The sequence below is a fragment of the Paraburkholderia sp. EG286A genome, from assembly GCF_040965375.1.
GTDB lineage: Bacteria > Pseudomonadota > Gammaproteobacteria > Burkholderiales > Burkholderiaceae > Paraburkholderia.
Genome location: NZ_JBFRCB010000004.1, coordinates 466,662 through 491,658, shown reverse-complemented (window position 1 = coordinate 491,658; position 24,997 = coordinate 466,662). Strand labels below are relative to the sequence as shown.

Genomic DNA, 24,997 nt, shown 5'->3' with positions numbered 1-24,997 from the left:
CTCCTCGTTCGTCGTGGAACACTTGATCAGGACATCAAACAATGCCGCCGTTCACGCGGATCGTTTGACCGTCAATCCAGCTGGCGCCGTTGCCGACGAGGAACGAGACCACCTCGGCGATGTCGTCCGCCTGGCCGAGCCTCTCGAGCGGCGGCATCTTCGCGAGGCGTTCGATCTGCTCGGGCGTCTTGTCCTTGAGGAACAGTTCGGTTGCGGTAGGCCCGGGGGCGACCGCATTCACGGTGATATTGCGGCCACGCAGTTCCTTCGCGAAGATGTTGGTCATCGCTTCCACGGCGGCCTTGGTGGCGGCGTACACCGAGTAGCCCGGCAGCGCGAGCGCCTGGATGCTGCTCGAGAAGTTGACGATGCGGCCGCCCTGGCGCAGCTTCTTCGCGGCAATGCGCAGCGTATTGAAGGTGCCCTTGAGGTTGATCGCGACGAGCCGGTCGAACAGGGCGTCGTCGGTATCGACCAGATTGACGAGGCCCGGCTGCATGATGCCCGCGTTGTTCACCACGATATCCACGCCGCCGAAGAGCGTAATGGCCTGGTCGAACATCGCGGCCACCTGGGCGGGCACGGCCACGTCTGCCTGAATTGCCGCGGCGCGACCGCCCGCGGCCTTGATTTCCTCCACGACTGCGTTGGCGTCCGCCGCGCGGCCGGCGTAGTTGACGACGACGGCGACGCCTTCGCTCGCGAGGCGACGGGCGATCGATGCGCCGATGCCGCGGGAAGCGCCGGTAACGATCGCGACTTTGCTGGTGTTGGCTTGCGTGCTCATGGTGACTCTCCGTTCCGGTTGGGTGGGTGATGCAACGTGATGCGATGGGTGCATCTTCCCGCCAGGCGACGCCCCACGGTAGCCGCATAGCCAGAATATCGGTTATGCTTCCCGCGTATGACCATCTTCAACGACCTGAGCCTGCTGCAGGCCTTCGTTGCCATCGTGGAGAGCGGCAGCATCTCCGCGGCGGCCCGCAAGCTGAACCTGAGCCAGCCCACGCTGAGCCGCCAGCTGCGTTCGCTCGAAGATCAATGCGGCGCGGCGCTGCTGCGGCGCGACACGCACCGCATGAGCCTCACGGAAACCGGCCACCAGTTCCTGGCCGACGCCCAGGCACTGCTCGCGCTCGCCGAGGAGGCCGGGCAGCGCATGCGGCGCGACCAGAGCGCGCTGAGCGGCAATATCCGGGTGTTTTCCACGATCGACTTCGGCCAGTCCGTGGTGAGCCGGATGATCAGCAGCTTTATCCAGGCCCACCCGGCTGTGCGAATGGAGCTGGCGTATTCGAACCGCCCGCTCCACATGATCGAAGAGGGCTGCGACGCGGGTATCGTCGCCGGGGCGCTCACTGACGATCGCGTCGTCGCACGCTCGCTGGGCGAGATCCGCCGCTATCCGGTTGCCTCGCCGGCGTTCCTCAAGGATCACAAGTTCGCCAGCAAGCCGGAAAGTCTCCAGGTCTTACCGTGGATCGCACTGTCGAGCCGGCAATTCGGCGGTTCGAGGGACGTCACGCTGTATGCGGGCGCAGCAACGCATACGTTGCAGATCGAGCCCGTGATGATTTCGGAAGGCGTGACGAGCATGCGCGAGGCCGCACGCATGGGGCTGGGTCTGGCCGTGTTGCCGGAATGGCTGATCGAGGAGGATCTGGTGTCGGGCCGCCTCGTGCGCGTCCTGCCGAAATGGCAGGCGAAACCGCTCGCCGCGCAAATCGTCTACCCCGTGCAAAGGCGGCTGCCGCTGCGCGTGCAGGCATTCATCGAATTCGCGACGGAATATATGACGACGGTTTTGAAGCCGCGATAACGCCTGGCTCCACTCATGCGTGCGCTTCGGGCTGAGTGACCTTCATTCTTGACTCGAAATCAAAACACTTTGGTCTCCAGGCCCGTTTTTCGTCAAAAGTAAAACCCGCACAATGCAGCGGTCCCAACTAGCCGGTGCCCAACCAGGCACGATGCCATGCTCGACCGCGACCTCAGTCTACCCGCCACGGGCCGTCCGGCCCGCCAGCAGCATTCCGCCAACCCGCCCGCAAAACGCGGCGCCGCCCTGCCGCTCCTCGCGCTAGCCGTTGGCGCATTCGGTATCGGCACCACCGAATTCTCGCCGATGGGCCTTTTGCCCGTGATCGCCGAGGGCGTGCATGTGTCGATCCCCAGCGCCGGCATGCTGATCAGCGCCTATGCCATCGGCGTGATGGTGGGCGCGCCGCTCATGACGCTTGCCCTCGCGCGCTGGCCGCGGCGCACCGCGCTCATGGCGCTGATGGGCATCTTCACGCTCGGCAACCTGCTTTCCGCCATCGCCCCCGACTACACCACGCTGCTGCTCGCGCGCCTCGTCACGAGCCTGAATCACGGCGCGTTCTTCGGCATCGGCTCGGTGGTCGCCGCGAGCTTCGTGCCGCGCGAGCGCCAGGCCAGCGCCGTCGCGACGATGTTCATGGGCCTCACCATCGCGAACATCGGCGGCGTGCCCGCGGCCACGTGGCTCGGCGAGACGATAGGCTGGCGCATGTCGTTCGCCGCGACCACCGGGCTCGGCGCGCTCGCCATTGCAGGCCTGTGGGCCGCGCTGCCGAGAGGCGAGGCGGGCGAAATGCCCAACCTGCGCGCCGAACTCGGCGTGCTCACGCGCCCGGTGGTGCTGGGCGCACTCGCAACCACGGTGCTCGGCGCAGGCGCGATGTTCACGCTCTACACCTATGTCACGCCCACGCTCACGCATCTCACGGGCGCGACGCCTGGCTTCGTGACCGCCATGCTCGTGCTGATCGGCGTGGGCTTTTCGATCGGCAACGCGATGGGCGGGCGTCTCGCCGACCGCTCGCTCGACGGCACGCTGCTGGGTTTCCTCGCGCTGCTGATCGTCGTGATGCTCGCGTTTCCGGCGCTGGCCGCCACGCATGTGGGCGCGGCGGCTGCCCTGCTCGTGTGGGGCATCGCAACCTTCGCGGTGGTCCCTCCGCTGCAAATGCGCGTGATGCGCGCCGCTCACGATGCGCCGGGGCTCGCCTCGTCCGTCAATGTCGGCGCGTTCAATCTCGGCAATGCGCTGGGCGCCGCCGCAGGCAGCGCCGCACTCTCGGCCGGTCTCGGCTACGGCGCGGTGCCGATTGTCGGGGCGTTCATCGCGCTTGGCGGCGTTGCGCTCGTCGTCGTCCAGATCGTCATGAACCGGTGCTCGCGTTAAATCATTATTCGCTTAGGCAAGCCAATCATTTTTTTGTGGAGAGCAACATGAGCAGGATTCCCGCATTCGGCCTCGGTACATTCCGCCTGCAAGGCCAGGTCGTGATCGACTCCGTGCGCAACGGCCTCGAACTCGGCTATCGCGCCATCGACACTGCGCAGATCTACGGCAACGAAGCCGAAGTCGGCGAAGCGATCGCCGCTTCCGGCATCGCGCGCGACGATCTCTTTCTCACGACCAAGATCTGGGTCGACAACTACTCGCGTGAAAAACTGGTGCCGAGCTTGAAGGAAAGCCTGAAGAAGCTGCGCACCGACGCAGTCGATCTCACGCTGATTCACTGGCCCGCACCCAACAACGGCGTGCCGCTCGAAGCATTCATGAGCGCGCTGGCCGAAGCGAAATCGCAAGGACTGACCAGACAGATCGGCATTTCCAATTTCAATATCGAACTGACGAAGCAGGCTATCGCGGTAGTCGGCAAAGACAATATCGCCACCAACCAGATCGAATTGAGCCCGTATCTGCAGAACCGCAAGCTCGTTGCGTTCCTGCAGCAGGAAGGCATTCACGTGACGTCGTACATGACGCTCGCCTACGGCAAGGTGCTCGGCGATCCGGTCATCCAGGCGATTGCCGAACGGCACCGCGCCACGCCTGCGCAGGTGGCGCTCGCCTGGGCGCTGCGCCTCGGGTACGCCGTCATTCCCTCTTCGACGAAGCGCGAGAACCTGGCCAGCAACCTGCGCGCGCAAAGCCTGGAACTCACGGACGACGACATGGCGCAGATCGCCGCGCTCGAACGCAACGGCCGTGAGGTGAGCCCCGCGGGTCTCGCCCCGCAGTGGGACTAAAACGCCGCGCCGTGCTACATCGACGATGCGAGCATGGCGCGGTACTCGTCTTCGGAAGCCTCGCGCGGATTGGTCTTGTGGCTGTGATCCTTGAGCGCGCCCTTGATGATCTCGGGGAACAGATCGGCGTTCACACCGAGTTGCGCGAGGCCCGTCGGCAAACCGAGGCGTTCGGTCATCGCGCGCACGGCGGGCGCCACTTCGGCGCCGCTGCCCAGCCCCATCGCCGTCGCGAGGCGGGCGAGCTTGTCTTCCTCCCGCACCGAAGGCGCTTGTTCGTTGAACCGAAGCACAGCCGGCAGGAAAATCGCGTTCAGCGTGCCATGATGCAAACGCGGGTTGATGCCGCCCAGCGAATGGCTCAGGCTGTGCACGCAACCCAGGCCCTTCTGGAACGCCAGCGCACCCTGCATCGATGCGCTCATCATGTTCAGCCGCGCCACGCGGTCGCCGCCATCACGCGTCGCGCGCTCGATATGACGCCACGCGCGCCACAAGCCGTCCAGCGCAATGCCGTCCGCGGGCGGATCGGCACGCGCGTGGCGCTCACCTCGAGTTCAGTCGGCAAAGCCTGGCTCGCCACGCTCACGCCGGCCGAGCGCGAGCCTTTGCTCGCGCAGGCGCCGCGCGTGCGCTTCACGGAGCATACGATGACCGACCTCGGCGCGATCCGCGACGAGATCGAACTCACGGCGCAACGCGGCTACGCGGAAGATCGCGAAGAAAACGAACAGTCGATCTGGTGTTACGGCGCGGCGATTCTCGGCGCCGATGGCCACGCAGTGGGCTGCGTAAGCGTCAGCATGCCGATGTTCCGCCGCCAGGATGACGCGCAGCGCAGCTACATCGCGCCCCTGCTCGCCGCGTGCCGCACCATTGCCGCGCGGCTCGGGCCGGTTTGCGTGCGCCAAGGCAGCAACGGTAGCCGTGCTACAGCGGCAAGTCTGGCCTACTTCGCCTCTTCCACGCGCCGCTCATCGGTGTTGCTGGGATATTTCGCCTGCCCGAAGCGGATGATCAGCACGCCCAGCGCGATCAGCACGATCGCGCCGGCGGACGCCAGCAAATGCAGTTCCGTGTTCGCGCCGGCGCGCAGGATGAGGTCCCGCGCAATCGACACCATGGCGATATAGAGCGGGAAGCGCACCGGCAACTGACCCGCCTTGAGATACTGCCCGACCATGGCGAAGATCTCGAGGTAGAGAAACATCAGCAGCAGGTCGGTCAGCGTCACGCCGTCCGAATGCACCATGTGCCAGATCAGCACGCCCATGGCGGCCACGGTGCCAATGCCGATGATCAACAGGCCGAACAGTTCGGCCAGTTCCATGGCGCGCTCGAGGCGCTCCTTGATCGCTCGCTGCAGAGCGTTCTCGTACTTCATCTTCGCGGTTTCCCCATGACACGGTAGGGGGATAGTAGCGCGACAAGATGAAAGTTCGAAAACGCGAAAAAAATCCGCGCGGGCGCGAGCGCGCAGCGAAATCAGGGCGAAGGCGCGGCGGCGCGCAGGTCGTCGAGCACGGCGCGGGCGAATTCGAGTTGCGTGACGAGCGCGGGCGAAGCCGGCCGGATCGGCATGCGCGTTTCGTGCGACAGGGTGCCGTCGAGCGCCAGCATGGCCTTGATCGCACTCGGGTTCGGCGCGGCGAACAACAGGCGCAGCACGCCCTTGAAGCGTGCGAACAGCCGCGCCGCCGCCTCGCCGTAGCCTGCCTTCACGAGCGCGTGCACATCGCGCAGCAGGTCCGGGCAAACGTGCGCACTGGCGAGTATGCCGCCCGCGGCGCCCGCCTCGAGGCACTCCAGAAACGCTTCGTCCGTCCCGCACAGCAGCGAGATGGGCAGTTGCCCCAGCGCCTTGAAGCGCTCGCTCGCGCAAGCCTTGATCGCCACGATACTGTCGAATTCCGCCAGTTCGCGCACCGTTTCGACTTCGATCGGCACGCCCGTGCGATGCGGCACGTCGTAGAGCACCAGCGGCTTCGACGTGGCACGCGCGATCTGCCCGAAGTGCCATGCGAGCCCCGCCTGGTCCGGGCAGACATACGACGGCGGAGGCACGAGAAAGCCCGCCACGTCCCACCGTTCCAGCGTGCGCAGATCGTGCACGAACGCACGCGTATCGCTGCCGCCCAGGCCCGCGATCACGGGCACGCGCCCCGCTGCGACCTCGGTTATGGCCTGCAGCACGGTCACGCGCTCCACGTCGTTCAGGAGCGCCGCCTCACCGGTCGTGCTGAGCGCGACGATGCCGGCAACGCCGTCACTCGCGTATTTGTCAGTCAGCAGTTCCAACGCATCGACATCCACTTCGCCATCGCGCAGCGGCGTCACAATGGGCAACCAGATTCCCTCGAACATATCAGGCCCCCTTGTTGCCGGTGCGCGGGCGCAATGCGCCGATCGTGGCTTCCGGCACGCTGCCTATCAGCGTATGCATCGTGAAGTCGATGTCTTCGGGCGCGATATCGAGTAGCACGCGCATGGCGCCGCGCACGAACGCAGTTTGCGCGACATAGACGCCGAGCGGCGAATGCAGCAGCGCCGCGAGATGCGCCCGCGCGGCTTCTTCGGTATTCGCGTTCAGCATGACTTCGAGCCAGGCACGCGGGGCCCGCAACGGAACGACCTTCGCAAGCGGGCGCGGAGTCGGCGCCACGATCTCGTAACGGGGGATGGGATTTGCGCAAGCCATGAGATTTGAATTGCTATTCGCAGGTTGTGAACACAACTTCAGCGTATTCCCGAACGCGTAAAACCGGTGTTAAAAATAGCGGTGCGTCGTGTCTAAATTTCACATGCCTTGTGCGAGCTGCGGATTCAACTCGAGATGCAGCACGACGAGCCAGCGTCGCGGGCACGCGTTGGCAATCTGGAGTTGCGCTTCGTGCGCACTCCCTTCGGTTCGCGCCGGTCCGATGAATCCCTGCTTCTTTGCCGTGGCCCACGCGGCGCGCGCGTCGGTCACCAGCCAGTTGCTGACGAGCAGGCACGTAATGCAGCTAAAGATCACTGTCTCGAAGTCCGAGATGCCCGGATCGATTTGCTGGGTAACGTAGCCGAACACGGCGGTCAGTATCTGGTCCACGGAAAACGTGAGAAGCGCGAGCTTCAACCAGCCTCTAAAACGCATCGGCATGATTAGCGGAGAAACACAGGATTGAACGGCGGGCGGCAAAACATGGCAATGACTCGGGCGGATTCGACGCGCCAGTGTAGGCGTGGCGTTCTTCCTCGCACAAGAAAAAATGCCGTAAAGAAGCACCGTATTTACACGCCGGCGGGCAATCTTTTACGGCTTGTTTACGCGCCGTTCGCTACGATCCTGCTGATCCGCAATCTCTCGGGCCAATTCGTGTTGAAACTCCTCATTCCCGTCATTGACCGGCACGGCGCAGCCGAAGCCGCACGCCACAGCGCGTTTCTTTTTGCCGAACGCGGCATGGTGGAAGTCGAGGTCGTGGAGACGATGCAGCGAGCCGCGGCGAGCAACGGCGCCCGCAAGCGCTGGCAACGGCACGGCCGCGACATGCTCGACGCCACCTGCGCGATTCTCAAGGACGCAGGCGTGCCGTACCGCCTGCGCCACGCGCCGGGACCTGCGGAGCGCAGCATTGCCGCGTGCGTGGAATGCGGCGGCGCGGATATCGTTCTCGTGGACGCAAGCCATCTCGGCTTTCTGCGCAAATGGATGATGCTCGCAAGGCTCAGGCGGCTTTGCAGCGTGCCCGTGACCTTGTTGCATTGACGACGTCTCGGTCCGCTCGCATGCGCAACCTCTCTTCGCCGCTTCGGCGCACATTGAATGCCACACGCGCCATCAGTCCGCAAAGACGCGCATTGCTGCGCGTGTGCGCGTTGATTCTGCTGATCAGTCCCATACTGACTTCAGCGTTCGCATTTTTCGCGTTTTCGAATCACCCCGATTTCGCGCTGGGACTCACGGCGTTCTTCTGCTTCATGTGCTGCACGCTGCTCGCCGTGTGGATACGCTCCGATGCGCATCATGCGTGGTCGCGCGCGCGCGAGTCGGGCTTCGTGCAGCCGGCCGCGATTCGCCCCGGCCGTGCAGTGCGCGTAGCGAGCGCCTGCCCTTCGCGGTGGCTCGTCGTGCTGCATGTGGAACTGCACGGAGGCATCGTCGCGGCGCGCTAGGCGTCGAAACCCTGCGTGATCGCGGCAATGCGTGCCTCGTCGCAGCGTGCTGTCGCGGCGTCGCGCATGAGTAAGTCGAGCCAGATTGGGTCTGCCCGAACGCGCGCGAACCCGCATGTTCGAAAACGTCCGTTGGGCACATTACGCTGCCGCGCCGCGCAATGCGGACTACTATATCGTCAGTGTATTGGGCAACCGGGCAAAGGAGGCTCGATGGCCGACTGGTCGAACATGATGCGCGATTTCGTCGACGAGATCGCGGCGAGCGTGGCGATGATCGGCCGCGACGAGCGGGGCCAGTTCGTGGTTTCGGCCTGCAACGATCATTTCATGCGAATGACGGGCGGCAGGCGTAGCGCGATCAAGTCGTTCCCGGCAACATTCGATTCGCTCATTCCCAACTACGCCCGAACCGAATTCCGCAAGAAACTGACCCAGTGCTTCGAATCCGGCGTCGCCCGGGAACTCGAGCAAGCCTATGACCTGAGGGACGGAACGCACTGGTGGCGCCTGTCGTTGAAGCCGATACGCCACGCCGAAAGCGGCGTCTCCGTGCTCGAAATCATGGTCACAGGCCTTGAAATCACCACGAAAATGTTGCTGACGCACGAACTGGAAGTCAGCACATCGCGCTTTCGTTCGGTCGTGGACGCAGCCTACGACGCCATCATCACGATCGACCAGCAGCATTGCATCACGCTGTTCAATCGCGCCGCCGAAAACCTGTTCGGGTACTCCGCCGAGGAAATGCTCGGCCAACCGATCACGGACCTTCTGCCCGAGCGCTTCCGCGGCAATCATTCGCAATATGTCCACCAGTTCGCGCGCTCGCCGGTGCGCTCGCGGCAGATGGACGAGCGCAACCGCGTGTATGGATTGCATCGGGATGGGTCGCTGTTGCCCGTCGAAATTGCGATTTCAAAAATCAACGTGGGCGGGCTGATCGAATTCACCGCGGTGATTCGCGATATCGCCGACCGCGTGCAATTGATGGACCTGCTCCAGAAACAGGCCGTGACCGACGAGCTGACCGGCCTGCCGAACCGCCGCGAATTTGCCGATACCGTCGAGCAGCTTCTGGAAGCGGACAAAACGCTCTCCGTCTTTATTCTCGATATCGATTACTTCAAGAAGATCAATGACAGCTACGGGCACGACATCGGCGACGAAGTGCTGCGCGTGCTGGCCAAGGTCGTGATGAACAGTGACAGGCGCATTGGCGTGTTCGCCCGCTGGGGCGGCGAAGAGTTCGTCGCCGCCCTGCCCGAGTTCGATATCGAGCAGGCAACGGCCGTGGCCGAGGAGCTGCGCCAGACCATCGAGCAGCAGGACTTCGAGCACAAATGGCGGCTGGGCAAGCCTGTGCCGTTTACGGTGAGCATTGGCGTGACGGAACGCCTGCCGGGCGAGGATGACTTCGGTGCGATCGTCAAACGCGCGGACGTGGCGCTCTATCGGGCCAAGGACAGCGGACGCAACCGCGTGGAAGTCGGCTAGCGCGCACCGCAAGCAATCGCATCGCCTGCTTTCGCCAGGGAGCTTCAAATGGACAGAATTGTGCTGGCCTGCGTGGCCGTGCTGGGTCTCCTGCTGTTTGGCCTCGGCCTGTCCATTTCCATGCTTCGCTTTCGCGAAGGCACGCTCTCGGGATGCGCGACGGACCCGGCCAGCCTGCTGCACAAGTTCGTCCGCGCGCATGCGAACACCGCCGAATATGTGCCCTTCCTGGCCGTGCTGTTTCTCTATCTGGGCACACGCTCGCCCTCGCCGGTCACGCTCGCGCTGATCGTGGCCGCGACCGTCTGCCGGTGCCTGCTCGTCGTCGGGCTGATCGCGTTTCCCTCGATGGCGAAACCCAATCCCGCCCGATTTCTCGGCGCGCTCGGCACTTACGCGGCCGGTATCGCGCTGAGTCTCGCATTGCTGCGTTGACTCGAGGTCATGAGCCGTGCGCGGCCATACCGCCTCTTTCGCTGTGCGCAACGTTGTCACCGATGTTGGCTACGGCGCACGCGGATCGCCGCGCAACGATGCCAGCAGTTGCACGAGCGCTTCGATGTCTTCATCCCGCGTGCGCCACGACGACACGCTGATCCGCAACGCAGGCCGCCCTTGCCAGATGGTGCCGCCGAACCACGTTTCGCCGGAGGCCTGCACGGCGCTGCGCAGCGCCTGTGTCTGCGCATCCGTTGCGCAGCGGAACAGCACCTGATTCAGCACGACCCGGTTGAGCACCTCGTAGCCGAGGCGTCCGAGTTCCGCGCCGATGCGCTGCGCCTGCGCGTGATGACGCTCGACCATGGCCGCGACACCGCCGCGACCGAGCGTGCGCAGCGCCGCCCACACGGGAATGCCGCGCGCGCGGCGCGAAAATTCCAGCGTGAGGTTCTTCTGCGCGTCGGCGCTCGCGGACAAATAGGCCGCGTCGCTGTTCATCGCCTCGGCCAGCGCCGTTGCATCGCGGCAAATGACCATGGCGCAGTCGTACGGCGTGTTGAGCCACTTGTGCGCGTCGGTCGTCCAGCTATCGGCCCCTTCGATGCCTTCGGTCAGCGCAGCCAGTGACGAGGTCCGCGCCCACAGGCCGAACGCGCCATCGACATGCACCCACGCGCCGGCCGCCCGCGCACGCGCGATGATCGGCGCAAACGGGTCGAATTCGCCGGTATTCACCTCGCCGGCCTGCAGGCACAGGATCGTACGGTCGTCGAGCGGCGGGAGTCGCGCCGCATCCACGCAGCCATGAGCATCGACGGCCGCGTAGACGATGCGATCCAGCCCGAAGCCCAGAATGCGCAGCGCCTTCTTCACCGTGATGTGAGCGAGTTCCGGGATCACGACCTTGATCTCGGGCGCGCCCATCAGCCCCCGGCGGTCGAAGTCCCAGCCTTGCCGTGCCAGCTGCGCGCGCCGTGCCGTGGCGAGTGCGCCGAGCGTGCACGCGGTGGCGCTGGTGCCGAAGCCCACGGCGCTCTCACGCGGCAGGTCGAGTGCTTCGAGCACCCAGCGGCCGGCGATGCGTTCCACCGTGGCCGCGACCGGCGAGTTGTCGAACGTCGAGGCGCACTGGTCCCACGCCAGCATGAGCCGCTCCACCGCGGCCGCCGCCGGCAGCGCCGCGCCGATCACGAAGCCGAAATAGCGCGGGCCGTTCGAAGCCGTAGTCGCCGGCGAGCCTACGCGGTCGAGCAGGGACAGCGTGTCTTCGGCGGGTAACCCGCTTGCGGGCAGCGGTTCGTCGAACGCACCGAGCGCCGCAATGGCTTCGTTCGAGGGGAAAACGCGCCGCGTGGCGTTGCCTTCGAGGTAGCGCAGGCCGCGCGCGTCGGCATCCGCCAGCAGTTTCAGTTCATCCATCCATGTCTCCCGGTTCGGGTTTCCATTCAAGCTTCAATTCGATGTGCAGGCGCACGAGGCCGCGCGCGGCATGCTGCGCACTGTGAGTGCCCAGAACACGAGCGCCAGCAAACTCGTGGCCGCGCCCAGCATACACACGCCATGCCAGCCCGCCACGGCATACGTCGCCGTCGTGCCGATCGCGCCAAGCCCGCTGCCAACCGCGTAGAACAGCATGTAAAGACTCACGAGACGGCTATGCAGTTGCGCATCGCTGCGAAAAATCAGGCTTTGATTGGTCACGTGCAGCGCCTGGCCGCCGAGATCGAGCAGCACGATGCCGACCAGCAGCATCCATAGCGAGTGTCCCAGCATCGAGAGCGGCCACCACGCCAGCAACAGGAGCGCCAGCGCGGCAGCGCTGGTGCGCTGGCCCCAACCCCGGTCGGCCCAGTGGCCCGCGCGCGCGGCGGCCAGTGCGCCCGTCGCCCCGGCGATGCCGAAGGCCCCGATCGCCGTATGAGAGAAATTGTAGGGCGGCGCACTCAACGGCAGCACCAACGCGCTCCAGAAGATATTGAGGGTCGCGAACATCAGCAGCGCGAGCGCGCCGCGCGTCTGCAGCACGCGATCCGAGCGCAGCAACGCGAACATCGAGATGATCAGCTGGACATAGCTCATCGTATCTGGCGCGCCGCGCGCCAGTTTCGGCAGCCGGCGCCACAACGGCACGGCAAGCGCGAGCATGACGGCGGCGGAACAGCCATACACGCCGCGCCAACCGGCGAGATCGCTCACGCCGCCGGAGAACACGCGAGCCAGCAGCAGGCCGATGAACACGCCACTGCCCGCTGCGCCCACCACGCGCCCGCGCTCGTCGGGCGCGGCGGCGGCGGCCGCATAGGCGATCAAACCCTGCGTCATGGCCGTGCCCAGCATGCCTACACCCAGCATGCCAGCCAGCAGCACCGCGACGGATCGCGCGAGACCGACCACGCCCAGCGCGGCCACCAGCGCCAGCAGTTGCGCGATCATCAGGCGGCGGCGCTCCACCCTGTCGCCCAGCGGCACGAGCAGCAGCAACGCCAGCGCGCAACCCGCCTGCGTCGCCGTGACCACGCCGCCAACCGCGGCGCGGGTAATGCCGAAATCGCGCGCCAAGGCGTCCAGCAAGGGCTGCGCATAGTAGACATTGGCGACGCTCAAGCCGCTGGCCACAGCGAACAGCAGCACGAGGCTGCGCGGCAACGGCGCGCGCGGCCGCACGGGAGCGCCGCGGGCCGGCGGTGCAAGCGCAACGGGATCCGCGTCCATGATCTTCAATCCAGTTTCAAAACAAAACTGATTGAATGGTATGTCGACTGGTTTTAAAATGCAACTACGTGAGGCGAACGCATTGCGTCAATCTGGACTGGCATAAGAAGGAGTCGTCATGGCAAGCCGCAAATCCATGCAGACGGAGACCTGCCCCGTCGCGCGCTCGGTCGACGTGATCGGCGACCGGTGGTCGCTGATGATCCTGCGCGACGTGTTCGACGGCATCTACCGCTTCGGTGATATTCAGCGCAATCTGGGCGTGGCGCGCAATATCCTGTCCGGCCGCTTGAGCCATCTCGTCGAGGCCGGCATTCTCGAAACCCGCCCTGCCTCCGACGGCACGACCTATCAGGAGTACGTGCTAACGAAGAAAGGGGAAAGCCTCTTCCCCATCATCGTGGCGCTTCAGCAGTGGGGCGAGCGTCATTTGTTCGAGCGCGGCGAACGGCATTCGTGGTTGATCGACAAGGCAACGGGCAAGCCGTTGCTTTCGATGTTTCCGCAGACCCGCGAGGGGCAGGCGCTCACCCCTCACGACACCGTGGTCAAGAAGCCCGCATAACGCCCGCCCCCGAGTTACATGGCCGGGTCGATCGGCGAAGGCGGCGCGCCGCGTTCCTCGATGGCCTGGCCCGCCAGCAGACACAGGTCTTCGCGGAAGTGCCCGGCGACGATCTGCACGCCAACCGGCACGTCCTTCACCATGCCCGTCGAGACGACGAGTCCCGGCAAGCCCATCGCGGGCAATGCGCGCATGGTCAGCTGGGCGTCCCACACGCGCTGGAATCCCGCCGCGCCCTGCATGTCGAGGTTGTCGGGGAACGGCAGTTCGCCCGAAACCGGCAGCAGCAGCACGGGATAGTCCGCAAGGAACAAGCGCCATGCGCGCGTGAGCGTCGTGCGGCGCACCAGCGACGGGACCACCACGTTCTCGGGCATCGCCGCGACCTTGGCGCGCACGCCGTCCACCACCGCCTGCGCGCCCGGGTCGCCGTCGCGGGCCACGGCGTCGGCGAGGGCCGGGAAGCCGTCGCCGAGCCACAGGCGTTCCTGCACTTCGCCGGCGTCACGCAGGAGCGGCACGTCGTCGATCTGCTCGACCGTCCAGCCCGCGTCGGCGAGCCGGCGGCCGGCGTCGAGCAAGGCGTCCTCCACCTCCTTCGTGATGCTCATGCCGCCCGGGCGCAGGCAGAGCGCCGCGCGTCGCGGCACATCGGGCCCGATGAGCGGCGCCGGTGCCCACCAGGGGTCGCGCAGATCGGGCGCAGCAAGCGCCGCGAGCGCCAGGCGCAGGTCCTCGACCGTACGCGCCATCGGGCCCGCGCCCGACATCATCTGCGCGCCGATCGGCCGCTCGGGCGACGACGCGTTGAACGCCGGCACCCGCCCGATGCTGGGCCGCAAACCGTGCACGCCGCACGCATAGGCCGGGTAGCGCACCGAGCCGCCAATGTCGGTGCCGAGCGCGATATGCCCGATGCCGGCCGTGACCGCCGCCGCCGCGCCGCCGCTCGAACCGCCCGGCGTGAGCGACGCGTTGCGCGGGTTCTTCGTATGCCCGTGGACCTGGTTGCTCGTGAACCAGCGCAGCGCGAAGGTCGGCGAATTGGTGCGGCCGAGCAGCACCGCGCCCGCGCGCACGAGGTTCTCGATGGCGGGGCTGTTGACCTGCGCGATCAGATCCTTTTGCAGCCGCGTGCCGTTGGTCGTCGCGAAGCCCGCCTGGTCAATGTTGATCTTCGTGGTCACGGGCACGCCCGCGAGCGGCCCCGGGTCTTCGCCGCGCGCAATCGCCGCGTCGATCCTGTCGGCCTGGTCGAAGACCCATTCGGGCCGATAGTCGATCACCGCGTTGATGAGCGGATTGACGGCTTCGAGCCGCTCGAGCGCGGCCTTCGCGGCCTCGCGCGCCGACACCTCGCGCGCGCGAACCCGCCTGGCGAGTTCAGTTGCAGTTAAACGCCATAGTTCAGTCACGATCCCTCCGGTTCGTTGGCAAATTGGGAATGGCCAGGCCTGTTCAGGCGCTGGCCGATAAGCTCTCGACACGCCGCCGGTCGCGCAGAACCGCCAGCGCGAGCGCCGCGAGTCCGCACGCCGCAATGAGCGCGAGCAGCGCCGCGCGGCCGCCGTGCACCAGCACCCAGCCGCCGACGGTCGGAAACCCGAACGCGCCGACGAAGTACGCCGCGACGAACCACGTCAGCGCGGCGCGGCGGTGCGCGGCAACGGAGTCGTTGACGGCCTGGAGCTGGACGATCGGGTAAGCGAGCCCGTACCCGGTGCCCAGCAGCACCGCGGCCGCCGATTGGAACAACACGTGAAACGGCACGACGAACATCGCCGCGCTGCCCATCACCATCATGATGAGCAGCACTTTCGTCGCGGTTTCGGAGCGCATCTTGATGACCACGCGCGAGAGCAGCCAGCGCGTGGCGATGACCGTCACCGTGTAGACGCTGAAGAAGGTCGTCGCTTTCGCCTCGGTGCCTTGCACGAGCGACATCTGGAACGTCATAAGGCCCGAGAACACGCAGCCGCCCAGCGCGATGATGACGATGGGATACACCGCGCGCGTACGGGCGATCACGCCCATCTTCAGGAGCCACGGGTCCGGCGAGGCCGGCTCCTGCGTCGTGGCAGCGGAAGCGGCGCGCACGTGCGGCGCGAGCCGGCCGAACAGTTCGAGCAGGACGGCCGCCAGCACGCACAGGCCGCCGATCGTGTAGAGCACGCCGCCAAGCGGCATGCGCCAAAAGCGGATCGCAAAGCCCGCGAGCGCCGGACTGGCGCCGATGCCCGTCATCTGCATGGTGGCGAAGCGCAGGAACCACAGGCCGCGCTCAGCGTCGTTGGTGCGCTCGGCGAGCGCCATGGGCGCGGCGAGACAGAACGCGCCCCAGCCGAAGCCCACGAGGAAGCCGGGCACGACGTCGAAGCTGCTCACGTGCTCGACGAGCGCGAAGCTCACCACGCCCGCACCCACGCAGAGCGCCGCGAGCGCGGCCATGCGCGCCGCGCCCACATGCTGGGCAACCCAGCCCGTGAGCGAGACGCCCACGAAGGTGCCGAGCGCCGCGCCCGCGAGCGCCACGCCCGTGTTGATGTCGTTCCCGCCGATGGCGCGCACGTGCATGGAGAACAGGAACGTCGCGCCATAGCCTGCCGATGCGAGCAGGACGCCGACGAGCATGATGAGGGCACTGAATGGGCGCACGGCGGGAATTCCGGACGATGACGGAAGTGTGCAGATTATCAGTCCCTGTACCCAGCGCTGCATTCAGGTGCTCCTCGGGTGCGATGTCGGTGGCAGGCTAGCGGCCGCGCGGGTGGAAGCGCTTCCACTGCACGGCTGGCGCGGGCTGGTTACTTTGCGTGCTGCTGCGCGTGCTCCGCCGCGTCGATGATCGCGTCGGCCACGGCTTTCGGCTGGCTCAGCATCGAGACGTGGCTGCCGTTCACGCGCGTCACCTTCGCGCCGATATGCTTCGCCATCGATTCCTGCAGCGCGGGGTCGATCATGCGGTCGCGCGCCGTCACGACGAAATACGAAGGCTTGTCGTGCCACGCGGCCTGCGTGACTTTCTGCGAGAGCGCGCCGCTGAACCACGGGCCCTGGGTGGCCGCCACGATGCGTTGCTGCACGGGCGGCAGGTCGGGCGCGAAGTCCTGGCGGATCGCCTTGTCGGAGAGCGTCAGGTAGCCCGCCGAGTCCTTGCGCAGTTCGCTCGCCCAGGGCGCGTCCGGCTGGCCCTGCGTGATATCGGCAATCGACTGGCCGTTGTCGGGCGCGAAGGCCGCCACGTACACGAGCGACTTCACCTTCGCGTCGTTGCCCGCTTCGCTGATCACGACACCTGCCCACGAGTGGCCGACCAGCACCACCGGGCCCTTCTGCTGCTCGATCACGCGCTTCGTTGCGGCCGCGTCGTCGGCGAGCGAGCTGAGCGGGTTCTGCACGGCCACGACGTGCAGGCCGCGCGCTTCGAGTAGCGGAATCACGCGATTCCAGCTGGAGCCGTCGGCGAACGCGCCGTGCACCAGCACGACGTTGGTGCCTTTCAGGTCCTGCGGCGGCGCGGCATGCGCCGCTTGCAGCGCGAACAGGCCGCCGAGGAGCGCCACGGACGTGAAAATCTGCTTGATCGAAGCCATCGTTTTTCTCTCTTCTCTTATCGGGTCGTTCGGTGGGTCGGGAAAGGCGGATTACGAATGCGCGTAGATCGGGCCGAGGCCGGGGATATCGTCCTGCGCGGCGCGTGCGGCGTTCGTGCCGTTCATGGCGTGATGCGGCTTGCGCGGAGCGGACGCATCGGACGAACCGTCCGCCACACCGCCATACGACGACGAAGCGGCTTGTTGCGCGACCTGGGTGGCTTCCACGCGCGCCAGCGCTGCCTGGATGTTGCGCGGGTATTGGGTTTCGTCGGCGGCCGGGTTGTAGCCGGCTTTCTGCAGCTGCACGAGTTCGGCGCGCACCTGCGCACGGGTGACGGGCTCGTTCGACTGGGCGAACGAGAGAACCGGGGCGGCGGCGAGAGCTGCAAGGGCGAGGAGCTTGAGGGCTTTCATGACGTTCTCCAAAGATCAATGAGGTAGACAGCGATCGGGTTCAAACCGGGTTCGGTTCAGCGCGAGGGATGTATCGAGCTGGCGTAGGTGTATTTGAACGTCCGGATGTATCTGCCGTGTTTCCATTTGGGGCGCGGTTTGCATATCAACGTGTCCGAATTGCGCGCAGATACATTGCGCTACAAAAAGCCCGCCGCGATGCGCGGCGCGGGCCGTAACGCAAAACGCCGCCGGCCCGCGAGGGCACGGCGGCGCGGCATGGCATAGCGCGTCGCGTATCAGCCGAACGTGAAGCTGTAGACTTGCGCGCCCGGGTCGAGAAAGCGGATCTCGAAGGTGTGATCTCCAATGCGGCCGGACTGCCGCACGAGCTGATACAGGCGCGCGCTCGTGGCGACGCCGGTGCCGTCCGCTGCGACGTCGGCGCCATGCGCGGCGCCCGGCGGCGCACCGTCGATGCTGATGCGAAAGCGCACGGGCTTGCCGTCGGCAGTGGGCGCGAGCACCAGATGCAGGTCGCGCGCATGGAAGCGATAGGCAATGCTCGCCTGCGGCGCACTCGCCACGGCGGACTCGGCGCCCACGTTCCACTGCCCGCCGAACGCCCACTGGTTCAAGTCGAGCTGCCCCGGCAACGTGTACGCGCCGGCAGTATCGGCCTGCACGCGCTGCGCGTTCGCATTGCCCTGCGCCTCGCGATACCCCACGTACGTTTCGCCCGAGCCGATGTCGCGCGGATCCGCGGGCGCCAGCGCGCCGCTCGCCTGCGGTGCTTTCGGCGTGGCCGCAGCCGTGGCGCGGCCGTTATCGGCCAGCAGTTGCTGGATCGCCTGCTCGGCCTGCGCGTAATCGCCTTCGCCGAAGTGGTGATAGCGCACGCGGCCCTGGGCATCGACGAGATAGAACGCCGGCCAGTACTGGTTGCCGAAGGCGTTCCAGATGCGGTAGTCGCTGTCCACGGCAACGGGATAGCGGATGTCCAGGTTGGCCAGCGCGCGCTTGACGTTGCCCGTGTCATGCTCGAAGCCGAACTCCGGCGTGTGCACGCCGATCACGACGAGGCCGTCGTTACGGTAGCGGTCGGCCCACGTCTTCAGATACGGCAGGGTTCGCAGGCAGTTGATGCACGAATAGGTCCAGAAGTTGACCAGCACGACCTTGCCGCGCAGCGCGTCGGGCGTGAGCGGCGCGGAGTTGAGCCACGCGTTCGCGCCGTCGAGCGCCGGCAGGCGGCCTTCCACGGGAAGATCGACGGCGGGCGCCGGAGCCGGCAGCGACACGCGCACGATGTGGGCCGCTGGTTCGTCTTGTACCGCCGGGCGTGCCAGGGCTTCGCGCTCCTCATGACGCACTGGCTCCGCGCCCGGCGTTTGCCGTGCCGCAGCGGGGCTCGCAAGCAAGTCGACGAGGCGAGCCTCCACACCATTGGTCGGCGCGCCCGGCACCAGCGCCAGCAGGCGCGTATCCACACCCAGCGCGATCGCGCCGACCGTGAGGAGCACGAGCGCACCCATCGCACGCCGCACATGCTCGCCCACGCCGAGCGAGCGCTTGAGCGCGGCCATCGCGCGATGGCCGAGGCCCGCCACCACCGCGAGCGAACTGGCGGCGCCCACCGCGTAGGCCGCGAGCGCGGCCCAGGTCAGCCAGGTCACGCCGTGGCGGGCCGCGCCGGTGATGATGAGACCGAGGATCGGCCCGGCGCACGGCGCCCACAGCAGGCCCGTGGCGGCGCCGAGCAGCACGGCGGAGCCGATGCGGCGCGACGCCCCGTCGTCCTGCGAGCGCGCCATGAAGCGGTCGGCGAGCGCCGTGAGCGGGCCGGACAGGCGCGTGGCGAGCGCGGGAAAGAGCAGCGCCGCGCCGAACAGCGCGAAGAGCCCGAGCGCGACCCAGCGGCCGTACTCGCTCAGCTGCGCCGCGCCGTTCAGGCCGGCGGCGCCAAGCCCCGTGAGCAGCGCGAAGGTGAGCGCAAGGCCGAGCAGCATGGGCAGCCGGCCAGTCAGAAAAGGTTCTTCGGAACGCGCGAACACGAACGGCACGACCGGCAGGATGCAGGGGCTCAGGACGGTGAACGCACCGCCCACGAATGCGATGACGATGAGTAACATGAGTTCGGTCTCCAGACGAATGTCGGCGGACTTGCCATGTGGCGTATTTCAGCGCGGGCATGTATCCGGGGAATGTCTGGAACGCGGGCGTCGTGCATCGTCATGTATCGCGAAAGCGGCTGGATACAAAGCGATACAAACACGCGCGCGGCGTGCCGCGGCGCGCGCGAGGCTGGGCACGCGCAGTGGACGATTTGTATCGCTACGTATCGCGCCCCGGCGGCGACACACTACGTTTCAACAGTGCCGCCAGCGGGACACGAGCCAGATACGTGGGAGCGTTCCAATACGCTCGTCGTCCACACAAGGAGAACCCTCATGATCTCTCGTCTCAAGATAGCCGCTGTCGCCATCGGCCTCGCCGCCACCGCCGGGCTCGCCGCGTACGCTTCGGGCGAAGCGCCGTCGGGCGGCTCGGCCGCGCTGCAGACCGGCGCGCAGGCGCCCAACTTCACCGGCATCAACAACTGGCTCAACAGCCCGCCGCTCGACCTCAAGCAGCTGCAAGGCAAGGTCGTGCTCGTCGACTTCTGGACCTTCGACTGCATCAACTGCGTGCACACTATCCCGCACATCAAGGAGCTGGACGCGCGCTATCGCGACAAGGGTCTCGTGGTGGTCGGCGTGCATACGCCCGAGTATTCGTTCGAGCGCGACACCGGCAACCTGCAGAAGGCCATCAAGCAATACGGCATTACGTATCCGGTCGCGCAGGACAACGGTTACGCGACGTGGAACGCCTATGGCAACCAGTACTGGCCGGCGGTCTATCTCATCGACCAGAATGGCAAGCTCGTTTATACCCACTTCGGCGAGGGCGACTACGCGCAGACCGAGCAGAAAGTTCGCGATCTGCTGGGCATTCAGGGCAAGCAGGGATGATCGGCTGGCGCCGCCGCTCCGGCTTGCGGGGCGGCGGCGCTCTCAAGGCGCTACGCTACGTATTCGCCGAAACCAGCAGCAGCATCGGACGTTCGAGTTCCTCCGCCAATGCGGGCGTTTGCTGAATCTGCCCGGGCGTCGGCGCGAATTCATTCACGCGCTGAATATGGAACCCCGCGTCGATCAGCGTGTTCAGCGTGGTGCCCAGCGTGCGATGGTATTTCAGCACGCCCTTGACGAACCAGTCGATACGGCGCTCGCCCTCCATGGCGTAGCCGTTGACGGGCCAGGTCTTGCGGCCCCGCTGGTCGCCCGCCTCGCCACCGATCCAGTGCGGGTTCGCCGCCGCCATGTACACCGGATGCTCGATCGTGAAGACCAGTTGGCCGGCGCTTGCGAGCGCGCCGCGAAGGGTGCGCACGAGGCGGCCGAAATCGGCGACGTAATGAAAGGCCAGCGCGCTGTACACGAGGTCGAACGCCTCGCCGGGCAGGCTCAGCGTGTCGAGATCGCCGATCCGGTACTCGATGGCGGGGTCCGCCGTATCTGCCCTCGCGCGCGCAATCATGCGCTGCGAAATGTCGATGCCGAGCACCGAGGCCGCGCCCTGCTCGCGCATCCAGCGTGATGCCCAGCCGAAGCCGCATCCCAGATCGACCACGCGTTTGCCGCGCAGATCCGGCAGCAGCGCGCGAACTGCCGGCCATTCGGGCGCGCCTTCGAGCCCCAGCAGCTGGCGCGGGAGCTGGCTGTAGCCTGCGAGGAAATCCGGATCGTCGTAAATATTCTGCGCCATGTTTTCCCTTCGAGATCGCGAGCGAAGCAACCGACTATACGCGTAACATGCGCACGTACCCGCATAAAGGGAGAAGACCGATGTCGACGGACTGGAAAGGGCGCTGCCTGTGCGGCGCGGTGCAATACAACGCGCGCGGCGTAGCGCTCGCGCAGCTCGTTTGTCACTGCCGCGATTGCCAGCGTGCATCCGGATCGGCCGGTTTGCCGGTAGTGGTCGTGAGCGCAGCCGAATTTTCGTTCGAAGGCGCAATCCGCTCGTACACAATGACCGGCGGCAGCGGCATGCCAACTACACGAAATTCCTGTGCGCATTGCGGCAGCCTGCTCTTTGGCACACCGCAACATGCGCCGGATATCGTGACGCTCTACGCCGGAACGCTCGATGACCCTTCACGGTTTCGTGCCGAATTCGTTCAGTTCACTTCTGAGCGGCATCAGCTGGACGCCCGCGAGGCCGGCGTTGCTCAACATGCGGGACGAGCGCCCTGAGGCGCTCAAAGGTGCCGCGTTTCGCGAGGCGGATTGCCCCAGTCATTCGCGAGACCGTTGGCATACGAGATCGGTGCATCGAGGGCTTCGTTCAGGTCGAAGTCGTCGATGCACATGATATTCACGTTGATGTACGGGTAGCCCGTTCCGTTCGGCATATCGACGCGGTCGAACACGTGCACGCCGCAGTGTTTGCAGAACGGATGATGGGCGACCGGGTTGCTCCCTTCGTAGTGCGTGAGATCGCTTTCGCCCGAGTGCAGAACAAAGGCCTCTGGGCGAACCTGAACGAGCCAGAGGCGCAGGCGGCCGCAGAAGCTGCAGTTGCATTTTCCCGTGCCCTTGCTGAAATCGATCAGAGCTTCGAACTTCACCGACTGGCAATGGCAACTTCCACGGTACGTCCGCTGCATGGGGCTCTCCCGATCAGTGTGAAGACGACTGCCGGATTGTGTCACCGATCCTGAATCAGGAGCCCCTGCACCCTGTCAAGGCGCGAACCGCGTAAATACGTAGTCGCGATCCTTCACCTTCGATGCGTGGCACGCGAAACAGGTTTGATGCTGCGCCTCGTTGGCCGGCACGCCGTTGATGAAGCGCCCGTACCCCCAGCCGCCCGTCGACGCATAGCGGCGCGAGTCCTTCACCATGACCTGCACGGTCGTGGGCTGGCCCGGCACCGTGGCCGGCCCGAAATCATCGGACTGCTTACGCTTGTACGCAAGCTTCACGAGGATCGTGCCGTCGGGATACGGCAGCGTCGCATTCTCGATGGCCTTGATCGCAACCGGATTGCCGAGCACCACGCGCAGTTCGTCGAGCGGCGCGGCCTCCTCGGCCGGCGCGATCATTTCCCACTTGCGGTAGCCGGGCGGAATCGTCACGCCGTAGATCGGCGAGGCGGCCTGCCCCGGCGCTTTCGACTGTGTTTGCGTGCCTTGCTGGGCCCATGCGGCGGGCCCCTGCGCGAGACCCGCGAACAGCGCGAGCGCGAGGAGCGCGCGATGCCTGAAAAAACGTGCTTGCATCGCGGCCCCCGTCACAGATGCGTGACTTGCAGGATGGCCTGCGCGAACTCCTTGGGCGCCTCCTGCGGGAGATTGTGGCCAATGCCGCCGTCGAGATTGCGGTGCAGATACTTGCCCGTGAACTTCTTCGCGTAAGCGGCCGGCGCGGGATGCGGCGCGCCGTTGGCGTCGCCTTCGAGCGTGATGGTCGGCACGGTGATGGCCGGCGCGGCGGCGAGTCGCTGCTCGAGGCTGTCGTACTTCGCCTCGCCCTGCACGAGCCCGAGGCGCCAGCGGTAGTTGGAGATCACGATGGCCGCGTGGTCCGGATTCTGGAAGGACGCTGCGCTGCGCTCGTAGGTCGCGTCGTCGAAGTTCCACTTCGGCGAGGCGAGTTGCCAGATCAGCTTGTTGAACGCGTCGCGATTCGCGGCATAGCCCTGCGCGCCGCGCTCGGTCGAGAAGTAGAACTGGTACCACCACTGCAGTTCGGCTTGGGGCGGCAGCGGCTTGCGGTTCGCCTCCTGGCTGCCGATCAGATAGCCGCTCACGGAGACCATCCCCTTCACGCGCTCGGGCCACAGCGCCGCGACGATGTTCGCCGTGCGCGCGCCCCAGTCGTAGCCGCCCAGAACGGCCTGATCGATCTTCAGGGCGTCCATGAACGCGATCAGATCGACGGCGGTGACGGCCTGCTGGCCGTTGCGCGGCGTGTCGTCCGAGACAATGCGCGTGCTGCCGTAGCCGCGCAGATACGGCACGAGCACGCGATAGCCCGACGCGGCCAGCATCGGTGCGACCTCGACATAGCTATAGATGTCGTACGGCCAGCCGTGGAGCAGGATCACAACCGGACCGTTCTTCGGACCCGCTTCGGCGTAGCCCACATTGAGCAAGCCAGCGTTGACCTGCTTGATCGGGCCGAACGAGACGCCGTTGCCCGTGCGTGTGTTGCCTTCCGTGCCGCCCGCCGACTGTGCGTGCGCGAGACCGCCGAATGCGAAGTCCGCGAGCGTGAGGCCGGCGAGCGACGTGCCGAGAAGGCGACGGCGCCGGACGTTGACGGGATCTGACATGACCACTTCTCCTTGTTGTGCATGCAGGCCGCGCCCGAACGGCTTGGCCTCGTTGATGAGCCGGCGGCAGCAGATCGTTCAACCGGTCGATCGCGCTCGCGGCGGCAGGCAAATGCCCCGGTGAATTTATAACCGGGCAGGAAAAGCGCCATGTATCCCAATGTGTCTGTTGCGAGCGCGTACACAAAACGAATCAAAAAAGCGTCGGCGTGCCAGGATCGCTGCGGCGCGAGCGGGATTGAAAGAGCGGCGAGTTTGTATCGCAATGTATAAGCGCCGACGACAGACACATACCCATGCAAAACGCGGCGTTCATGAAACACGGCAGATACGTCCGGTGGTTGTAATGCATCAACGCCGGAACTTGCTGATGACCGGACGGATTTCCAAACCCTTCCCAGGAGAAAGTCATGAACGTATCGAAGCTCGCCCTCGCCTTTGCCGCCAGCGCCGCAGTCCTCACCGCCGCTCCGGTCTTCGCCGCCATGCCTGCCCAGTCGGGCGCTGCGCAACCCGCGGCTCAGCAAGTCCAGGCATGGATGCCCGCCAGCAATGCGGCCAACGCAAAGATCACGCGTGCACAGGTTCGCCAGGAACTGGTTCAGGCGCAGCACGACGGCCAGCTCGCCGTGATCCAGCAGCTGTACCGCGGCAGCTAATTCATTGTCCCAACGACGCTAACCCCAGGAGAAGAACACCATGACTCAGGCAGAAAAAGTGCTGTACACCGGCAAGACCCACACCACCGGCGGCCGCGACGGCGCGGCACGCAGCGAAGACGGGCGTCTGGACGTGAAGCTCTCGCCGCCCGGATCGAGCGCGCCGGGCACGAACCCGGAGCAGATGTTCGCGGCGGGCTGGTCGGCGTGCTTCATCGGCGCGATGGGCCGCGCCGCCACGAAGCTCGGCACGACGCTGCCGCGCGACGTGGCAGTCGACGCCGAGATCGACCTCATCAACGCCGACGACGCCTTCAAGCTGCGCGGCCGCCTGAACGTCACCCTGCCGGGCGTCGATCGCGAGACGGCGCAGCGCATCGTCGAAACGGCACACCAGATCTGCCCGTACTCGAAGGCGACGCGCGGCAACATCGACGTCACGCTGAGCGTGGTCGAGGCGTAATCGCGTAGCAGTAGGAAGCAAAAAAGCGGGGCGGCTTGTGCGCGCCCCGCTTTGCTTTGGCGTGTCG

Annotated in this window: 29 protein-coding genes and 2 pseudogenes; 13 read left to right on the top strand and 18 right to left on the bottom strand. The window is 66.0% G+C overall.

Features of this window, described 5'->3' with window-relative positions:
• Positions 1–34: 34 nt before the first annotated feature.
• Positions 35–787 carry an SDR family oxidoreductase gene (locus tag AB4Y35_RS21190; RefSeq protein WP_342923585.1) on the bottom strand — a complete coding sequence of 251 codons (753 nt, stop codon included), beginning with the start codon at positions 785–787 and terminating at the stop codon, positions 35–37.
• Between the two features lie 117 nt (positions 788–904).
• Between AB4Y35_RS21190 and AB4Y35_RS21185 the strand changes: the two genes are divergently transcribed.
• The 3 genes from AB4Y35_RS21185 (at position 905) to dkgB (ending at position 4,062) form a co-directional block, all read left to right on the top strand.
• A complete protein-coding gene (locus AB4Y35_RS21185; RefSeq protein ID WP_368705783.1) occupies positions 905–1,819 on the top strand; it encodes a LysR family transcriptional regulator in 915 nt (304 codons plus the stop codon).
• A gap of 156 nt (positions 1,820–1,975) precedes the next feature.
• Entirely contained in the window at positions 1,976–3,208 is a 1,233-nt protein-coding gene (locus tag AB4Y35_RS21180) for an MFS transporter (RefSeq protein WP_368705782.1), read from the top strand.
• Between the two features lie 47 nt (positions 3,209–3,255).
• Complete coding sequence (dkgB, locus tag AB4Y35_RS21175) at positions 3,256–4,062, top strand: 2,5-didehydrogluconate reductase DkgB (protein WP_368705781.1); 807 nt, start codon at positions 3,256–3,258, stop codon at positions 4,060–4,062.
• A gap of 14 nt (positions 4,063–4,076) precedes the next feature.
• Here dkgB and AB4Y35_RS21170 read toward each other — a convergent pair.
• Positions 4,077–4,592: pseudogene (locus AB4Y35_RS21170) on the bottom strand (iron-containing alcohol dehydrogenase); the annotation flags it as partial.
• On the opposite strand from AB4Y35_RS21170, the pseudogene AB4Y35_RS21165 reads away from it, so the two are divergent.
• Positions 4,539–4,880 (top strand): annotated as a pseudogene (locus AB4Y35_RS21165) (IclR family transcriptional regulator); the annotation flags it as partial. The pseudogenes AB4Y35_RS21170 and AB4Y35_RS21165 overlap by 54 nt on opposite strands.
• A 131-nt stretch (positions 4,881–5,011) precedes the next feature.
• On the opposite strand, the gene AB4Y35_RS21160 reads toward AB4Y35_RS21165, so the two are convergent.
• From AB4Y35_RS21160 to AB4Y35_RS21145, 4 genes are all read right to left on the bottom strand, one after another.
• On the bottom strand, positions 5,012–5,446 hold the full coding sequence (locus AB4Y35_RS21160; RefSeq protein WP_028204349.1) for a phosphate-starvation-inducible protein PsiE: 435 nt from the start codon (positions 5,444–5,446) through the stop codon (positions 5,012–5,014).
• Between the two features lie 101 nt (positions 5,447–5,547).
• Entirely contained in the window at positions 5,548–6,426 is an 879-nt protein-coding gene (locus AB4Y35_RS21155) for a 4-hydroxy-tetrahydrodipicolinate synthase (RefSeq protein ID WP_368705780.1), read from the bottom strand.
• A gap of 1 nt (position 6,427) precedes the next feature.
• On the bottom strand, positions 6,428–6,724 hold the full coding sequence (locus AB4Y35_RS21150; RefSeq protein ID WP_368705779.1) for a hypothetical protein: 297 nt from the start codon (positions 6,722–6,724) through the stop codon (positions 6,428–6,430).
• Between the two features lie 135 nt (positions 6,725–6,859).
• Complete coding sequence (locus AB4Y35_RS21145; RefSeq protein ID WP_368687181.1) at positions 6,860–7,180, bottom strand: hypothetical protein; 321 nt, start codon at positions 7,178–7,180, stop codon at positions 6,860–6,862.
• A 240-nt stretch (positions 7,181–7,420) separates the two neighbouring features.
• On the opposite strand from AB4Y35_RS21145, the gene AB4Y35_RS21140 reads away from it, so the two are divergent.
• The 4 genes from AB4Y35_RS21140 (at position 7,421) to AB4Y35_RS21125 (ending at position 10,152) form a co-directional block, all read left to right on the top strand.
• Positions 7,421–7,813, top strand: a complete 393-nt coding sequence (locus AB4Y35_RS21140) for a universal stress protein (RefSeq protein WP_368705778.1) — start codon at positions 7,421–7,423, stop codon at positions 7,811–7,813.
• Between the two features lie 53 nt (positions 7,814–7,866).
• Positions 7,867–8,220 carry a hypothetical protein gene (locus AB4Y35_RS21135; RefSeq protein ID WP_368705777.1) on the top strand — a complete coding sequence of 118 codons (354 nt, stop codon included), beginning with the start codon at positions 7,867–7,869 and terminating at the stop codon, positions 8,218–8,220.
• 213 nt (positions 8,221–8,433) lie between these two features.
• On the top strand, positions 8,434–9,717 hold the full coding sequence (locus AB4Y35_RS21130) for a diguanylate cyclase (RefSeq protein ID WP_368705776.1): 1,284 nt from the start codon (positions 8,434–8,436) through the stop codon (positions 9,715–9,717).
• Between the two features lie 48 nt (positions 9,718–9,765).
• A complete protein-coding gene (locus AB4Y35_RS21125; protein ID WP_368705775.1) occupies positions 9,766–10,152 on the top strand; it encodes an MAPEG family protein in 387 nt (128 codons plus the stop codon).
• Between the two features lie 69 nt (positions 10,153–10,221).
• Here the strand turns inward: AB4Y35_RS21125 and AB4Y35_RS21120 are convergent, their stop codons facing one another.
• Both AB4Y35_RS21120 and AB4Y35_RS21115 read right to left on the bottom strand, forming a co-directional pair.
• Positions 10,222–11,577 (bottom strand): aspartate aminotransferase family protein, encoded by a 1,356-nt coding sequence (locus AB4Y35_RS21120; RefSeq protein WP_368705774.1) that lies wholly within the window; start codon positions 11,575–11,577, stop codon positions 10,222–10,224.
• A gap of 33 nt (positions 11,578–11,610) precedes the next feature.
• Entirely contained in the window at positions 11,611–12,870 is a 1,260-nt protein-coding gene (locus AB4Y35_RS21115; RefSeq protein ID WP_368705773.1) for an MFS transporter, read from the bottom strand.
• Between the two features lie 118 nt (positions 12,871–12,988).
• Here AB4Y35_RS21115 and AB4Y35_RS21110 point away from each other — a divergent pair, with 118 nt between their 5' ends.
• Positions 12,989–13,435: a winged helix-turn-helix transcriptional regulator gene (locus tag AB4Y35_RS21110; protein WP_368695876.1), complete on the top strand. Its 447-nt coding sequence runs from the start codon at positions 12,989–12,991 to the stop codon at positions 13,433–13,435.
• Between the two features lie 14 nt (positions 13,436–13,449).
• Here the strand turns inward: AB4Y35_RS21110 and AB4Y35_RS21105 are convergent, their stop codons facing one another.
• From AB4Y35_RS21105 to AB4Y35_RS21085, 5 genes are all read right to left on the bottom strand, one after another.
• Positions 13,450–14,850: an amidase family protein gene (locus AB4Y35_RS21105; protein ID WP_368705772.1), complete on the bottom strand. Its 1,401-nt coding sequence runs from the start codon at positions 14,848–14,850 to the stop codon at positions 13,450–13,452.
• A 43-nt stretch (positions 14,851–14,893) separates the two neighbouring features.
• A complete protein-coding gene (locus tag AB4Y35_RS21100; RefSeq protein ID WP_368705771.1) occupies positions 14,894–16,090 on the bottom strand; it encodes an MFS transporter in 1,197 nt (398 codons plus the stop codon).
• Positions 16,091–16,239: 149 nt separating this feature from the next.
• A complete protein-coding gene (locus tag AB4Y35_RS21095; protein WP_368705770.1) occupies positions 16,240–17,028 on the bottom strand; it encodes an alpha/beta fold hydrolase in 789 nt (262 codons plus the stop codon).
• A gap of 51 nt (positions 17,029–17,079) precedes the next feature.
• Complete coding sequence (locus AB4Y35_RS21090) at positions 17,080–17,445, bottom strand: DUF4148 domain-containing protein (RefSeq protein WP_368705769.1); 366 nt, start codon at positions 17,443–17,445, stop codon at positions 17,080–17,082.
• 278 nt (positions 17,446–17,723) lie between these two features.
• Positions 17,724–19,556 (bottom strand): cytochrome c biogenesis protein DipZ, encoded by a 1,833-nt coding sequence (locus tag AB4Y35_RS21085; RefSeq protein ID WP_368705768.1) that lies wholly within the window; start codon positions 19,554–19,556, stop codon positions 17,724–17,726.
• A 318-nt stretch (positions 19,557–19,874) separates the two neighbouring features.
• Between AB4Y35_RS21085 and AB4Y35_RS21080 the strand changes: the two genes are divergently transcribed.
• Positions 19,875–20,438 carry a thioredoxin family protein gene (locus AB4Y35_RS21080; RefSeq protein ID WP_368705767.1) on the top strand — a complete coding sequence of 188 codons (564 nt, stop codon included), beginning with the start codon at positions 19,875–19,877 and terminating at the stop codon, positions 20,436–20,438.
• A gap of 55 nt (positions 20,439–20,493) precedes the next feature.
• On the opposite strand, the gene AB4Y35_RS21075 is transcribed toward AB4Y35_RS21080, so the two are convergent.
• Entirely contained in the window at positions 20,494–21,234 is a 741-nt protein-coding gene (locus AB4Y35_RS21075; RefSeq protein ID WP_368705766.1) for a class I SAM-dependent methyltransferase, read from the bottom strand.
• 47 nt (positions 21,235–21,281) lie between these two features.
• Here AB4Y35_RS21075 and AB4Y35_RS21070 point away from each other — a divergent pair, with 47 nt between their 5' ends.
• Positions 21,282–21,725 carry a GFA family protein gene (locus tag AB4Y35_RS21070; RefSeq protein WP_368705765.1) on the top strand — a complete coding sequence of 148 codons (444 nt, stop codon included), beginning with the start codon at positions 21,282–21,284 and terminating at the stop codon, positions 21,723–21,725.
• A 5-nt stretch (positions 21,726–21,730) separates the two neighbouring features.
• On the opposite strand, the gene AB4Y35_RS21065 is transcribed toward AB4Y35_RS21070, so the two are convergent.
• From AB4Y35_RS21065 to AB4Y35_RS21050, 4 genes are all read right to left on the bottom strand, one after another.
• Positions 21,731–22,138 carry a GFA family protein gene (locus AB4Y35_RS21065; protein ID WP_368705764.1) on the bottom strand — a complete coding sequence of 136 codons (408 nt, stop codon included), beginning with the start codon at positions 22,136–22,138 and terminating at the stop codon, positions 21,731–21,733.
• Between the two features lie 75 nt (positions 22,139–22,213).
• On the bottom strand, positions 22,214–22,753 hold the full coding sequence (locus tag AB4Y35_RS21060) for a cytochrome P460 family protein (RefSeq protein WP_368705763.1): 540 nt from the start codon (positions 22,751–22,753) through the stop codon (positions 22,214–22,216).
• Between the two features lie 11 nt (positions 22,754–22,764).
• Complete coding sequence (locus tag AB4Y35_RS21055; RefSeq protein WP_368705762.1) at positions 22,765–23,808, bottom strand: alpha/beta fold hydrolase; 1,044 nt, start codon at positions 23,806–23,808, stop codon at positions 22,765–22,767.
• 193 nt (positions 23,809–24,001) lie between these two features.
• Positions 24,002–24,220 carry a hypothetical protein gene (locus tag AB4Y35_RS21050; RefSeq protein WP_368705761.1) on the bottom strand — a complete coding sequence of 73 codons (219 nt, stop codon included), beginning with the start codon at positions 24,218–24,220 and terminating at the stop codon, positions 24,002–24,004.
• Between AB4Y35_RS21050 and AB4Y35_RS21045 the strand changes: the two genes are divergently transcribed.
• Together AB4Y35_RS21045 and AB4Y35_RS21040 are read left to right on the top strand one after the other, a co-directional pair.
• Positions 24,219–24,467, top strand: coding sequence for a DUF4148 domain-containing protein (locus tag AB4Y35_RS21045; protein WP_368705760.1), 249 nt, complete (start codon positions 24,219–24,221; stop codon positions 24,465–24,467). The two genes, AB4Y35_RS21050 and AB4Y35_RS21045, sit on opposite strands and share 2 nt — an antisense overlap.
• A 40-nt stretch (positions 24,468–24,507) precedes the next feature.
• Entirely contained in the window at positions 24,508–24,930 is a 423-nt protein-coding gene (locus AB4Y35_RS21040; protein WP_133181099.1) for an organic hydroperoxide resistance protein, read from the top strand.
• The last annotated feature ends 67 nt before the right edge of the window (positions 24,931–24,997 follow it).